Below are 13,827 nucleotides of genomic sequence, written 5' to 3'. Positions count from 1 at the left end.
CGTGCCCATGCAGCAGTGGTTCACCGACGCCAAGCTGGGGATCTTCATCCACTGGGGCATCTACGCCGTCGACGGCGTGCAGGAGTCCTGGTCGTTCTACGACGACATCGTGCCGTACGACCAGTACATGTCCCAGTTGGACCGCTTCACGGCCGCCCACTACGCCCCGCGTGACTGGGCGAAGCTCTTCGCGAGCGCCGGCGCCCGGTACGCCGTGCTGACCAGCCGCCACCACGACGGCGTCGCCCTGTGGGACACCGCCCACGGCGACCTGAACGTGGGTCGCGACCTGATCGGCGGGTACGCCGACGCACTGCGCGAGCAGGGCCTCAAGGTCGGCCTGTACTACTCGCACTCCGACTGGAGCCACCCCGACTACGCCTCCACCCGCAAGCCGGGGCGTCCTCCGGAGCTGGAGGACAACCGCTACTCGGAGGTCGCGGCCGAGGACGAGGACCTGGAGGCCTGGGAACGCTTCCTGGCCTACCGGGACGGTCAGATACGGGAGTTGACGTCACGCTACAAGCCGGACCTGATGTGGTTCGACGGCGAGTGGGACCGCAGCGAGGAGCAGTGGCGCATCCCCGAGCTGGCCGCGCTGATCCGCTCCGAGGTGCCGGACGTCGTCTTCAACGCCCGCATGCTCAGCGAGGGCGACTACGCCACGCCCGAACAGGGCGCCCCGGTCGTCCCGCCCGAGGGTCCCTGGGAGCTGTGCCTGACCATCAACGACTCCTGGGGCCATCAGCATCACGACCACAACCACAAGTCGGTCGACCAGCTGGTCCGCTACTTCACCGAGACGATCGGCGGCGGGGGCAATCTGCTGCTCAGCGTCGGCCCGCGCGAGGACGGCACCATACCCGTCGAACAGGCTGAACGGCTTCAGGGGCTCGGGGCCTGGATCCGCCGACACGCGGAGGCCGTGTACGGGACCGTGCGGGGCCTGCCCGCCGGGCACCACTACGGCCCGAGCACCCTCTCCCCGGACCGCCGCACCCTGTACCTGACCCTCTTCGACGCCCCGCGCGCCGAGATCAACGTGCGCGGACTGCTCAGCCGGGTGCGCCGGGTGACGGTGCTCGGCGCCGGCACCGAGCTGTCCCACCACGTCACCGGCGGCCTGCACGAGACCCCCGGGGTGCTGTGGATCGAGCCGCCCGCCGAGGCAGACCTCGACCCGCACGCCACCGTGCTCGCCGTCGAACTGGACGGCGAACTGGAGCTGTACCGCGGGTCGGGGCGGTTCTGACCCCCCGAACGCCCAGCCAGTTGACAGGAACTCCCAGGAAGTTTTAATGAAGCGGTAAAGCGCCAGGTCATGGGCGGAAAACGGGCGTCTGTGACCCCGGCGCTTTGCCCTTTGGACACCTGGAGTTCGCCTGCTGCCCCTGACATTCGGAGGCACGGCGGCAAGAGAGAGGTGTCAAGGTGCGAGACCCGCGTAAGTCTTCGATAGGCAAGGGGCTGAGGCGCCGAGGGAGGCTGATGATGCAGGCGGTGAGCCCGCCGCGCCGCACCCTCAACGCCATTCCCTCACCCCGGAGTGCCGGGCAGGAGCAGTCGTCGTACACCGCCCCGCGCGCCCCCCGGCTGGTGGACTCGCCGGTCTTCGTGCTCTCCTCGGTGCGCTCCGGCTCGACCCTCCTGCGGGTCCTGCTCAACAGCCACAGCCGCATCCGGGCCCCGCACGAGATGCACCTGCGCACGCTCCATGTGCAACTGACCCGCAGCTTCACCGCGGCCGCCATGCAGGAACTCCGGCTCGACAAGGAGGAGTTGGAGCACGTCCTGTGGGACCGCATCCTGCACCTGGAGCTGACCCGCAGCGGCAAGGACGTCATCGTCGACAAGACGCCGCCCAACACCCTCATCTGGCCCCGGCTGGAGCGATGCTGGCCGAACGCCCGCTACGTCCTCCTGCTGCGACACCCGGCCGCGATCATCGCGTCCCTGGCCGACCGCCGGGAGAACCCCGACCTCGATGCCATCCACGAAGAGGTGCTCGGGTACGCGGAGAAGCTGGAGGAGGCGCGCCGGAACCTCGACAGCGTGCACGTGATCACATACGAGGAACTCACCGCCGAGCCCGAGAAGACGACGCGCGGCGTGTGCGAGTACCTCGGCGTCGAGTGGGAGAGCAGCATGCTCGACTACGGCAGCCGCGACCACGGCACGTTCCGCCCCCAACTCGGCGACTGGAGCAGCACCATCAAGTCGGGCCGCATCCAACCGGCCCGCCCCGCCGACCCCACGGCCGAACTTCCCCCACAGCTGGCGGAGTTGGCAAAGACATGGGGCTACCCGACCTAGCCACTGAAGCAGTCGGCAAGGGCAGCGCCGGGTCAGGGGCGCGGGGAACTGCGCGACCAGCCCCCACACCCCCGCACCCGGCACACAACCTAAAGCGGCAGTACCTCCGCCGCAGCCTGAACCGGCGCCGACTCCGCAACGGCCTTTGGCAACACCGCGGCCTCCTCCACCCGCTGCGCCGGAACGGACACCCCCCGCAGCGGCCGCGGAGCGGACACCACCGTGTAGTCCTGGCCGAGGAACGGCGGCTCGATCACCCCCGGGTCATCGCCCAGCGCCAACCGCACAGCGGCCCAAGGCGCATTGACCCCGCACAGCGACAGCTGATGCAACCCACCGGCCGGACGCGCATTGACATCCATCAGCACCGGCTGCTCACCGAACATCCGGAACTGGATGTTGGACAGATGGTGCAGCCCGAACCCCTCGGCGATCCGCCGCGCCGGCTCCACGAACCGCTCGTCCAGCGTGAACCCGCGACGACGCCCGCACTTCGTCCGCCCGACGGCCAGCCGGACCACGTTGTCGCGCCCGGTGAGGCAGTCGACGGACACCTCCGGCTGCTCCAGCCGCGGCATCACCAGCCAGTCCACCGGCTCCTCGGCCTCGCGCAGCGCCCGCAGCACCAGATCGAGCTGGACGTACGGCGTCGGGAACCCGTTGAGGTGCAGCAGCGAGAAGGGGGCGCGCGTGATCACGCGGAAGCCCACCCCACCCGCACCGGACGCCGGCTTGAAGCAGGCCTTGTGCCCACCCGCCTCCAACTCCTCGACGGCGGCGAGGAGTTCGTCGGCGCTGCGCACCCGCCACCACGGCGGCACCGGCACGCCGATCGCCTGGACCGCCTCGTAGGCGATCACCTTGTCCCGGAAGACGGCCACGGCCTCCGGCGGCGGCGCCAGCAGCGCCGTACCGACCGCCTCGAAGTCGGCGCGGTGCGCCACGATCGCCGCCTGGTGCAGACGCGGCACGAACACGTCGATCGAGCGCTTGGCGCACACCGCCAGGGCGAACTCGACGTACGCGGCGGGGGACAGGCCCTCGGGCTCCAGATCGGCGGTGTCGGCGGCGGCGAGGACGGGCGAGTCGGGGTCGCCGTGGGTGGCATGGATCTCGACGGCCCGGTCGCTGGGATTTCTCCGCAGCTGATCCATGAAGAACACGTTCTCCGCGTACGTGCGGTTGAGCCAGACGCGTACGCGAGAGACCATGCAGGCCGCCTTTCACGGTTCGCGGGCACGGCGGAGCGGGGCCGGCCCGGCCTGGGGGTGGTTGGAGGGACACCGAACCGCCCCGTGTGAAGGGAGGTAGTGGGCGGTGGTGTTGGGGCGATCATACGGCTTCACCGGGCCGCCGCGTGCAACGCGCGTGTTACGGAATTCACGATCACACCCACCTGTTGCGGGGGTTCCTGATATCCCCCGGTACACTCCGGTCGCGCTTGCCGACCGAGGCGCGCATGTGTTCTCGTGGTCCCGACCGTGTGATCGTGAGGGGGCGACAGGTGACATCGACGGCCGGTGGTGCCGGACAGCTGCTGGCCATCAGCGACCTGCACATCGGGTACGCGGAGAACCGCGAACTGGTCGAGAAGATGCGCCCCGAGACCGATTACGACTGGCTGCTGGTGGCCGGGGACGTGGCGGAGAGCGTGTCCCGCATCCGCTGGGCGCTTGAGACCCTCGCGGGCCGCTTCCGCAAGGTGATCTGGGCCCCCGGCAACCACGAGCTGTGGACCCACCCGTCCGACCCCGTCACCCTGCGCGGCGTCGCCCGCTACGAGCACCTGGTCGAGATGTGCCGTGAGCTGGGCGTGACGACACCCGAGGACCCGTACCCCATCTGGGAGGGCCCCGGCGGCCCGGTGGCCGTGGCGCCACTGTTCCTGCTGTACGACTACTCGTTCCTGCCGACCGGCTGTACGACCAAGGACGAGGGCCTGGCGTACGCGCACTCGACCGGGATCGTGTGCAACGACGAGCATCTGCTGCACCCCGACCCCTATCCCACGCGCGAGGCCTGGTGCCGGGCGCGGGTCGCGGAGACCGAGCGGCGGCTCGCCGAGATCCCGGAGGACCTGCCGACCGTGCTGGTCAACCACTATCCGCTGGACCGTCACCCGACCGAGGTCCTGTGGTACCCGGAGTTCGCCATGTGGTGCGGCACTCGGCTGACCGCCGACTGGCACCGCCGGTTCCGGGTCGAGACGATGGTCTACGGCCATCTGCACATCCCACGCACCACGTACCACGAGGGTGTCCGCTTCGAGGAGGTGTCGGTGGGCTATCCGCGCGAGTGGCGCAAGCGCAAGGAGCCGCCGGGTCGGCTGCGCCGTATTCTGCCGAGCGAGGTCACCACGCCGTGATCGAGGAGCTGCTGCCCGATCCGGTGGTGTCCGTCGAGGTGCACGGCAGCGACGGGACGGAGCCCGCGCCGCTGTACCCCGAGGAGGCGGCGATCGTCGCGCAGGCCGTCGCCAAACGGCAGCGCGAGTTCGCCGTCGTACGCGCCTGTGCCCGCCGCGCCATGGAGAAGCTCGGCGTGCCCCCGCAGGCCGTCCTGCCCGGCGAGCGCGGCGCGCCCGGCTGGCCGGCCGGGCTGGTCGGCAGCATGACCCACTGCGACGGCTACGCCGCCGCCGCTCTGGTCCGCGCCACCGACCTGGCCTCCCTCGGCATCGACGCCGAACCGCACGCGCCGCTCCCGGCCGGTGTGCTGGAGGCCGTGGCCCTGCCGAGCGAGCAGGACCGGCTGCGGGGGCTCACCGCGCGCCACCCGGGCGTCCATTGGGAGCGCCTGCTGTTCAGCGCCAAGGAGTCCGTCTACAAGGCGTGGTTCCCGCTCACCCGGAAGTGGCTGGACTTCGCGGAGGCCGACATAGAGATCGTCGTCGGCCCCGACGGGGCGCAGCACGGCCGGTTCCATGCCGAACTGCTCGTGCCCGGGCCCGTGGTCGACGGCCGCCGCCTCGGCTCCTTCGACGGCCGCTGGACGGTCCAGCGGGGGCTGGTGGCCACGTCGGTGACGGTGCCGCACGCCTGACGGCGTGCGGCGGTCGTCCCCTCCCTCAGCGCTCCGGGCACCAGCTCTGCAGCAGACGGAAGAACGCCTCCTCATTGCCCGTCAGGCCCGCCTCCGCCAGGGCCTGTTCCGCCTCGGCGAGGACGGCGGGCGCGACCACGGGTGGTCGACGGGCGTCCGGCGGGCCGGCCGCGATGTCGAACGCCGCTCGTACGGTGTGCAGCAGGCGCAGATAGGCCTGTACGGCGGTGCGTTCCCGGTCGGTCAGTACGGCAGTGGGCATCGGTCGGCTCTCCCGCCCTCGTCGTCGCAACACGTGCCCGGACGGCACGTACGCCCCCACATTCGACGGCGCACTTCCAGCTTGCCGTCCACCACTGACAATCCGGCTCGGCCGCGCCTCGGTTCGCCCGCTCGGCGGACGTTAGTGCTGCGGTCCGACGTACCCCAGCGACGCCTCGATCCGCCCCGCCAGATGATCCCGCTGCACCGGCCCGCGCAGCGCCGAACCGGCCAGCCACGTGCGGCACTTGCTGGCGAGCAGCAGTCCGAAGCTCTCCGCCTCCTTCTCGTCGGCGAGGTCGAAGCGGGTGCGGGCCGCGACCTTCAGGACGGTCGCCTGGAGGTCGGCGTTGTCGTCGAGTAAGCGGGCCGCGACCGCGGCGCCCTCGACGTGATGGCTGCAGTGCCCGGCCTTCATGTGCCACAGCTCGTGCCCGAGGATCACCAACTGGTGGTCGGGGGCGGTGCGTTCCTCGATGACCACGAGGTCCTGGTCGGCCATGTCGAGCCACAGCCCGCTGGCCGTGCCGGGCGGGAAGGCGGCCGTGCGGAAGTGGACGGGGCGGCCGCGGCGCCTGCTCATCGCGTCGCACAGCGCGGCGTACAGATCGGCGGGCCGGGCCGGCGCGGGCAGCGCCAGCTCCGTGACCAGCTCGCCGCACAGGCGGCGCATTTCCTTACCGATGCCCACAGTTCTCTCCCGGATCACGACTCGGGCCGCTTGACGCTCTCCAGGAGCATGTCCAGCCACTCGGCGACCTTGTCGCGGTGCTGGTCGGTGGGCAGTTGGGCGGCCCGCCAGGCGATCCCGCGCACCCCGTGGTCCTGGAGCAGCCGCTCCAGCGGGTCGTCGGCCGCCGCGGCCGCCTCCCGCTCGCGGTCGGCGAGCTTCTGCAGCAGCTCCTGCTCGGTGCGCTGGAGGGTGTCCGCGAGCGCCTCGGGGTCCTCGGCCGTGAGGAAACCGGCGCGCACCCGGAAGAAACGCTGGATGGCGTCGCAGTGCTCCATGGTGGGGCGCCGGTCGCCGTTGATGAGGGCACCGGCCTGCTGCCGCGACATCCCGGCGCCGTCGGCGATCTCCTGCTGGGTGTACTTGCGCCCGTTGGGTTTCAGCCGAGTGCGGCGCAACAGGTCCAGGCGTTGCAAGAACCGTGCCTGCACATCGGGCTCGCCGGCGGGGCGGCCGCGCAGCAGGTCCTTGACGACGGGCTCGGGGACACCGCAGGCAACGGAGAGCCGGGCGGTGTCGAAGACCTCCGCGTGCGGCACGCCGAGCCGGTCGGCGAGCGCGGTGACGCGGGCGATCACGGCCGGCAGGGTGGCCGTCGCCGTGGCGCCGGGAACCTCGTAGCCATCCGTCACCGACAGGTCTCCTACGTCTCTCACGTACTTCTCGCGAGCGGTTGCCGTGAACTTCCCGGAGAGTAGCCGGTGCTTCGAACTCACATCCAGGTCTCGCCACAACTGTGGCCAATTTCAGCCGTCAACCGGCACGAAATGCCACGATAGTTGACACAGAAAGCTTCGGGGCAGCAGGATCGGGGCGCCGCGTGAAGGCCGCATAGGCAAGAGGGGTGACCTCCCGATGGCACAGCAGGCAGGAGGGCAGCGGTCCGCGTTGCGGTCCGTCCCCGAGGATCCCGAGGCCCAGTCGTATCTCCAGGACTACGCCACCTTCATGGAGGCCGTGCCCTTTCCGTCCGTGGTCGTCGACCACCGCTGGGACGTCGTCCTGGCCAACAGCGCTTTCGCGTCACTCTTCCGCGGCATCGCGCCGCATCCGACGGCCATGCCGGGCGACAACTTCCTGAGGTTCGTGCTGTTCCACCCGGACGCCTCCAGTGTGCTCGGCGAGCACGAGTCGCGCTGGTGTCTGCCGATGCTTGCGCACTTCGCCGCCGCCGTGGAGCGGCACGGCCACGACCACGGCTTGCAGGCCATCCGTCGGGAGATCGCACAGGACCCAATCATGGAGGCCGCCTACCGGCACGGGCTGCCGCACTGGGTGCGCGCGGTCGGCGAGGCGGCCGTCGAGCACGACGGGGCCGTCCGTCCGCTGCTGCACCCCGACCCGCGCTGGGGCGCCACCGACTGCCGGATCGTCGCCGAGACGCCCAGGACCCTGCAGGGCATGGGCTGCACCCGGCTCACGATGGTGCTGCGCGAGCCCCGTCGGCCCGCCCCCGCCCCGCGCCGCCGCTCCCGCGACCGCAGTACCGCGAGCCATCTCACGGTGGTACCCACCCCCGAGGCCTGACCGGGCACCGTCGGCGTTCAGGTCGCCGACGGCGCCACGGTCGGGCCGGGGTGCGACTGCCGACGGGACCTCTCCCGTACGCAAGCCAGTTGTGTGACTTGACGCAAGCCACTTGCATCGCTTGCGCTATTCTTGCGCGCATGACACGACGACTTGCGGAAGTGGCGAAGAAGGTCGGGGTCAGCGAGGCCACAGTCAGCCGGGTGCTCAACGGCAAGCCCGGGGTCTCCGAAGCCACCCGGCAGGCCGTGCTGTCCGCGCTCGACGTCCTCGGCTACGAGCGCCCCACCCAGCTGCGCGGCGAACGCGCCCGCCTCGTCGGCCTGGTCCTGCCCGAGCTGCAGAACCCCATCTTCCCGGCGTTCGCCGAGGTCATCGGCGGTGCGCTCGCCCAGCTCGGCCTGACGCCGGTGCTGTGCACGCAGACCAAGGGCGGTGTCTCCGAGGCCGACTACGTGGCGCTGCTGCTGCAACAGCAGGTTTCCGGCGTCGTGTTCGCCGGCGGCCTGTACGCCCAGGCCGACGCCCCGCACGACCACTACCGGCTGCTCGCCGACCGCAACATCCCGGTCGTCCTGGTGAACGCCGCCATCGAGCACCTCGGCTTCCCCGGTGTCTCCTGCGACGACGCGGTCGCCGTCGAACAGGCCTGGCGGCATCTGGCCTCCCTCGGCCACGAGCGGATCGGCCTGGTCCTGGGCCCCGGCGACCATGTGCCGTCGGCGCGCAAACTGGCCGCCGCCCGGGCGATCGCCGGTGACCTGCCGGACGAGCACGTGGCGCGGGCCATCTTCTCCATCGAGGGCGGCCACGCCGCCGCCGCCCGGCTCATCGACCGCGGGGTCACGGGCTTCATCTGCGCCAGCGACCCCCTCGCGCTCGGCGTCGTACGCGCCGCCCGTCGCAAGGGACTCGACGTACCGTCACAGATCTCCGTCGTCGGCTACGACGACTCCGCGCTGATGAACTGCACCGAGCCGCCGCTGACCACCGTGCGCCAGCCCATCGAGTCCATGGGGCGGGCGGTCGTGGAGCTGCTGAACGCGCAGATCGGTGGTAGTGCCGTAGCGGCCGAAGAGCTGCTGTTCGAGCCGGAGTTGGTGGTGCGGGGCTCGACCGCGCAAGCGCCACGTGACTGAGATCCAGTCTGCTGTCGAATAATTGCAATCTCTGCGCGACATCTTGCGTGGCGATGTCGGCGGTGCTTGAGTGTGCGGCGCCCACCGCTCCTGCCCGAAGGGGTCCACCGATGAGACGCACCGGGTTCCGCCGTACCCTGCTCACGCTCCTGGCCTGTTCCTCCCTCGCCCTGTCTGCCTGCGGATCGGGCGGCGAGGACGACTCGGCGAGCGGCAAGACCCGCATCACGGTCAACTGCATGCCGCCCAAGAGCGCCAAGGTCGACCGGCAGTTCTTCGAGGAGGACGTCGCCGCGTTCGAGAAACGGAACCCGGACATCGACGTCGTCCCGCACGACGCGTTCCCCTGCCAGGACCCCAAGACGTTCGACGCCAAGCTCGCCGGCGGGCAGATGGAGGACGTCTTCTACACGTACTTCACCGACGCCAGGCACGTCGTCGACATCAACCAGGCGGCCGATCTCACGCCGTACGTCAAGGAGCTGAAGAGCTACGAGACCATCCAGCAGCAGCTGCGCGACATCTACACCGTCGACGGGAAGATCTACGGCATCCCGCGCACCGGCTACTCGATGGGCCTGATCTACCACCGCGAGCTCTTCGAGAAGGCGGGCCTCGACCCCGACCAGCCGCCCACCACCTGGGACGAGGTGCGGACAGCCGCCAAGAAGATCGCCGCCCTCGGCGACGGCATCGTCGGCTACGCCGACTACAGCGCGCAGAACCAGGGCGGCTGGCACTTCACCGCCGAGCTGTACTCCCAGGGCGGCGACGTCGTCAGCGCCGACGGCAAGAAGGCCACCGTCGACACCCCCGAGGGCCGCGCGGTCCTCACGACCCTGCACGACATGCGCTGGGAGGACGACTCGATGGGCAGCAAGCAGTTGCTCGTCATCAACGACGTCCAGCAGATGATGGGCTCCGGCAAGCTCGGCATGTACCTCGCCGCCCCCGACAACATCCCCATCCTGGTCAAGGAGAAGGGCGCCGACTACGAGGACATCGCCATCGCGCCCATGCCCGGCGGCCGGGCCACCCTCATCGGCGGTGACGGCTACATGTTCAACAAGAGGGCCACGCCCGAGCAGATCCGAGCGGGTCTGAAGTGGCTCGACCACATGTTCCTCACCCCCGGCGACGGCTTCCTAGGCGACTACGCCCGCGCCAAGCAGCACGACGCGCCGGTCGGCCTGCCCGAGCCGCGCCTGTTCACCGGCGCCGCCGACGAGAAGGACCAGCAGGTCAAGCAGGCCAACGCCAATGTGCCCGTGGAGAACTACGAGGCCTTCCTCGACGGCAACCAGAGCCTGGAGATGAAGATCGAGCCGCCGAACGCCCAGCAGATCTACTCCGTCCTCGACGGCGTGGTCTCGGCCGTCCTCACCAACGAGGACGCCGACATCGACCAACTCCTCAAGGACGCCTCCGGCAAGATCGACGGCATCCTGGCCCGGGGCTGACCGGCGATGACGCGCCGCCTGGCCGACCAGGCCCGCGCCTACGCCTTCCTGCTCGGCGGCCTGATCTGCTTCGGCCTGTTCTCCTGGTACCCGGCGATCCGCGCCATCGTGATCGCCTTCCAGAAGTACACGCCCGGCGCCCCGCCCGAGTGGGTCGGCACCGCCAACTTCACCCGCGTCCTCGACGACCCGGAGTTCGCCGCCGCCTGGCGCAACACCCTCACCTTCACCCTGCTCGCGCTGCTGATCGGCTTCGCGATCCCGTTCGTACTGGCCCTGGTGCTCAACGAGTTGAGGCACGCGAAGTCGTTCTTCCGGATCGTCGTCTACCTGCCGGTGATGATCCCGCCGGTGGTCAGCGCCCTGCTGTGGAAGTGGTTCTACGACCCCGGCACCGGCCTCGCCAACGAGGTGCTGCGCTTTGCGCACCTGCCCACCTCGAACTGGTCCAACGGCGCCGACACCGCCCTGGTCTCCCTCGTCATCGTCGCCACCTGGGCCAACATGGGCGGCACCGTCCTGATCTACCTGGCCGCCCTGCAGTCCATCCCCGGCGAGCTGTACGAGGCGGCCGAACTGGACGGCGCCAACCTGCTGCAACGCGTCCGGCACGTCACGATCCCGCAGACCCGGTTCGTGATCCTGATGCTGATGCTCCTCCAGGTCATCGCCACCATGCAGGTCTTCACCGAGCCGTTCGTCATCACCGGCGGCGGCCCGGAGAACGCCACGGTCACCGTCCTCTACCTCATCTACAAGTACGCCTTCCTCTACAACGACTTCGGCGGCGCCTGCGCCCTCAGCGTGATGCTGCTCGTCGTCCTCGGTCTCTTCTCCGCGCTCTATCTGCGGCTCACCCGCTCCGAAGGGGAGGACGCATGAGCAGCACCCGCACCCTTGTCTCCCCGGCCGCCCTGGCCCGCCCGCGCGGCAGGGCCGTCTACTGGACCGTCTTCACCTCCGTCGTACTGCTCTTCGCGCTCGCCTTCCTGTTCCCCGTCTACTGGATGGTGACCGGCGCGATGAAGTCACCGGACGAGGTGGCGCAGACCCCGCCCACCCTCGTCCCGAAGCAGTGGCAGCTCAGCGGCTACACCGACGCCTGGGACCTGATGCAGCTGCCGACCCACCTGTGGAACACGGTCGTCCAGGCGGCCGGCGCCTGGCTGTTCCAGCTGGTGCTGTGCACGGCCGCCGCCTACGCCCTGTCCAGGCTGAGGCCGGTCTTCGGCAAGGTGATCCTCGGCGGCATCCTGGCCACCCTGATGGTCCCGGCCCAGGCCCTCGTCGTACCGAAGTACCTGACGGTCGCCGACCTGGGCCTGCTCAACGACCCGCTCGCCATCTGGCTGCCGGCGGTCGCCAACGCCTTCAACCTCTACCTCCTCAAACGGTTCTTCGACCAGATCCCGCCTGACGTGCTGGAGGCCGCCGAGATCGACGGCGCCGGGAAGCTGCGCATCCTGTGGTCGATCGTGCTGCCCATGTCGCGGCCGGTGCTCGGCGTCGTGTCGATCTTCGCGCTGGTCGCGGTCTGGCAGGACTTCCTGTGGCCGCTGATGGTCTTCTCGGACACCGACAGGATGCCGATCAGCGTGGCGCTCGTGCAGCTGTCGCAGAACATCCAGCTGACCGTGCTCATCGCCGCGATGGTCATCGCCAGCATCCCGATGGTCGCGATGTTCCTGATCTTCCAGCGGCACATCATCGCCGGCATCAGCGCGGGCAGCACGAAGGGCTGACACCGCCCCTCACCGACATACGAAAGGCAGGCACCGTGGGACAACCCACCCATGCCCTCCCGCAGACCGACTGGTGGCGGACGGCCGTCATCTACCAGGTGTACGTCCGCAGCTTCGCGGACGGCGACGGCGACGGCACCGGCGACCTCGCGGGCGTCCGCGCCCGGCTGCCGTACCTCGCCGAACTCGGCGTGGACGCCCTGTGGTTCACGCCCTGGTATCTGTCACCGCTCAAGGACGGCGGCTACGACGTCGCCGACTATCGCGCCATCGACCCCGCCTTCGGCACCCTCGCGGAGGCGGAGAAGTTGATCGCCGAGGCCCGCTCGTACGGCATCCGCACCCTCGTCGACATCGTGCCCAACCATGTCTCGGACCAGCACCCGTGGTTCCGGGCGGCCCTCAGGGGCGGCTCCGAGCGGGAGCTGTTCCACTTCCGTGCAGGCCGGGGCGACCTGGCGCCCAATGACTGGCGCTCCCAGTTCGGCGGACCCGCCTGGACCCGGCTGCCCGACGGCGACTGGTACCTCCACCTCTTCGCCCCCGAACAGCCCGACCTCAACTGGTCCCACCCGGCCGTCCGCCAGGAACATGAGGACATCCTGCGCTTCTGGTTCGAGCGCGGGGTCGCCGGCGTCCGTATCGACTCCGCCGCCCTCCTCGTCAAGGACCCCCGGCTGCCGAACTTCGTCGAGGGCCGCGACCGGCACCCGTACGTCGACCGCGACGAACTCCACGACGTCTACCGCTCCTGGCGGCGGATCGCCGACGAGTACGACGGCATCTTCGTCGGCGAGGTCTGGCTCCCCGACACCGAACGCTTCGCCCGCTATCTGCGCCCCGACGAACTCCACACCGCCTTCAACTTCTCCTTCATGACCTGCCCCTGGGACGCCGACCGCCTCCGCACGTCGATCGACGAGACGCTCGCCGAGCACGCGCCGGTCGGCGCGCCCGCCACCTGGGTGCTGTGCAACCACGACGTCACCCGCACGGTCACCCGCTACGGCCGCGAGGACACCGCCTTCGACTTCGCCACCAAGGCCTTCGGCACCCCCACCGACCTGTCCCTCGGCACCCGCCGCGCCCGCGCCGCCGCCCTGCTCTCGCTGGCGCTGCCCGGCGCTGTCTACGTCTACCAGGGCGAGGAACTGGGCCTGCCCGAGGCCGACATCCCGCGCGACAGCATCGAGGACCCGATGCACTTCCGCTCCGGCGGCACCGACCCGGGTCGGGACGGCTGCCGGGTGCCGCTGCCGTGGGTCGCCGAGGCACCGCACGCCGGTTTCGGCGGAGAACCCTGGCTGCCCCAGCCCGCGGACTGGCCGTCGTACGCCGCCGACCGCCAGGCCCAGGACCCCGCCTCGATGCTCACCCTCTACCGCCAAGCGATCCGCATCCGCCCCGTCTTCGGCGACGGCCCCCTGGCCTGGCTGCCCGCCCCGGACGGCGTCCTCGCCTTCACCCGCGCGGACGGCGTGATGTGCCTGGTGAACCTCGCCGACACCCCCGGGGACCTGCCCGCGCACACAGAACTCCTGCTCGGCAGCGGCCCGCTGGACGACCGGGGCCGACTGCCGAAGGACACCGCGGTGTGGCTGCGCGCCTGACAC

Annotated in this window: 13 protein-coding genes and 1 pseudogene; 10 read left to right on the top strand and 4 right to left on the bottom strand. The window is 70.3% G+C overall.

Annotation, left to right across the window (positions count from 1 at the left end):
• Position 1 precedes the first annotated feature (1 nt).
• Positions 2-1,252 carry an alpha-L-fucosidase gene (locus SSP24_RS03960; RefSeq protein ID WP_174864584.1) on the top strand — a complete coding sequence of 417 codons (1,251 nt, stop codon included), beginning with the start codon at positions 2-4 and terminating at the stop codon, positions 1,250-1,252.
• A 236-nt stretch (positions 1,253-1,488) separates the two neighbouring features.
• Positions 1,489-2,313 carry a sulfotransferase family protein gene (locus SSP24_RS03955; RefSeq protein WP_141307330.1) on the top strand — a complete coding sequence of 275 codons (825 nt, stop codon included), beginning with the start codon at positions 1,489-1,491 and terminating at the stop codon, positions 2,311-2,313.
• An 89-nt stretch (positions 2,314-2,402) separates the two neighbouring features.
• Here the strand turns inward: SSP24_RS03955 and SSP24_RS03950 are convergent, their stop codons facing one another.
• Entirely contained in the window at positions 2,403-3,524 is a 1,122-nt protein-coding gene (locus SSP24_RS03950) for an ATP-grasp domain-containing protein (protein WP_141307329.1), read from the bottom strand.
• A 293-nt stretch (positions 3,525-3,817) separates the two neighbouring features.
• On the opposite strand from SSP24_RS03950, the gene SSP24_RS03945 reads away from it, so the two are divergent.
• Positions 3,818-4,678 (top strand): metallophosphoesterase family protein, encoded by an 861-nt coding sequence (locus SSP24_RS03945; protein ID WP_141307385.1) that lies wholly within the window; start codon positions 3,818-3,820, stop codon positions 4,676-4,678.
• Positions 4,675-5,355, top strand: a complete 681-nt coding sequence (locus SSP24_RS03940; RefSeq protein WP_141307328.1) for a 4'-phosphopantetheinyl transferase family protein — start codon at positions 4,675-4,677, stop codon at positions 5,353-5,355. The genes SSP24_RS03945 and SSP24_RS03940 overlap by 4 nt, the downstream gene beginning before the upstream one ends.
• A gap of 25 nt (positions 5,356-5,380) precedes the next feature.
• Here the strand turns inward: SSP24_RS03940 and SSP24_RS03935 are convergent, their stop codons facing one another.
• From SSP24_RS03935 to SSP24_RS03925, 3 genes are all read right to left on the bottom strand, one after another.
• On the bottom strand, positions 5,381-5,617 hold the full coding sequence (locus SSP24_RS03935; RefSeq protein ID WP_141307327.1) for a hypothetical protein: 237 nt from the start codon (positions 5,615-5,617) through the stop codon (positions 5,381-5,383).
• Between the two features lie 141 nt (positions 5,618-5,758).
• A complete protein-coding gene (locus SSP24_RS03930; RefSeq protein WP_141307384.1) occupies positions 5,759-6,289 on the bottom strand; it encodes a toxin-antitoxin system, toxin component in 531 nt (176 codons plus the stop codon).
• Positions 6,290-6,321: 32 nt separating this feature from the next.
• Positions 6,322-6,978 carry a helix-turn-helix domain-containing protein gene (locus SSP24_RS03925; protein ID WP_141307383.1) on the bottom strand — a complete coding sequence of 219 codons (657 nt, stop codon included), beginning with the start codon at positions 6,976-6,978 and terminating at the stop codon, positions 6,322-6,324.
• 223 nt (positions 6,979-7,201) lie between these two features.
• On the opposite strand from SSP24_RS03925, the gene SSP24_RS03920 reads away from it, so the two are divergent.
• From SSP24_RS03920 to SSP24_RS03895, 6 genes and pseudogenes are all read left to right on the top strand, one after another.
• The gene (locus SSP24_RS03920) at positions 7,202-7,873 is read left to right on the top strand and encodes an MmyB family transcriptional regulator (RefSeq protein WP_167529502.1); all 672 of its coding nucleotides are present in this window, start codon (positions 7,202-7,204) and stop codon (positions 7,871-7,873) included.
• A gap of 140 nt (positions 7,874-8,013) precedes the next feature.
• Entirely contained in the window at positions 8,014-9,012 is a 999-nt protein-coding gene (locus tag SSP24_RS03915; RefSeq protein ID WP_174864583.1) for a LacI family DNA-binding transcriptional regulator, read from the top strand.
• A gap of 110 nt (positions 9,013-9,122) precedes the next feature.
• Entirely contained in the window at positions 9,123-10,472 is a 1,350-nt protein-coding gene (locus tag SSP24_RS03910; RefSeq protein ID WP_141307325.1) for an ABC transporter substrate-binding protein, read from the top strand.
• Positions 10,465-11,354 (top strand): annotated as a pseudogene (locus SSP24_RS03905) (carbohydrate ABC transporter permease); the annotation flags it as partial. The gene SSP24_RS03910 and the pseudogene SSP24_RS03905, both read left to right, overlap by 8 nt.
• Positions 11,351-12,214 carry a carbohydrate ABC transporter permease gene (locus tag SSP24_RS03900; protein ID WP_141307323.1) on the top strand — a complete coding sequence of 288 codons (864 nt, stop codon included), beginning with the start codon at positions 11,351-11,353 and terminating at the stop codon, positions 12,212-12,214. The pseudogene SSP24_RS03905 and the gene SSP24_RS03900, both read left to right, overlap by 4 nt.
• A gap of 35 nt (positions 12,215-12,249) precedes the next feature.
• Complete coding sequence (locus tag SSP24_RS03895) at positions 12,250-13,824, top strand: glycoside hydrolase family 13 protein (protein ID WP_141307322.1); 1,575 nt, start codon at positions 12,250-12,252, stop codon at positions 13,822-13,824.
• Positions 13,825-13,827: the final 3 nt, after the last annotated feature.

Origin of the sequence: Streptomyces spinoverrucosus, assembly GCF_006539505.1 — a bacterium.
GTDB lineage: Bacteria > Actinomycetota > Actinomycetes > Streptomycetales > Streptomycetaceae > Streptomyces > Streptomyces spinoverrucosus.
Note: the sequence above shows the minus strand (reverse complement) of the source record. Positions and strands in the feature narration are given on the sequence as shown.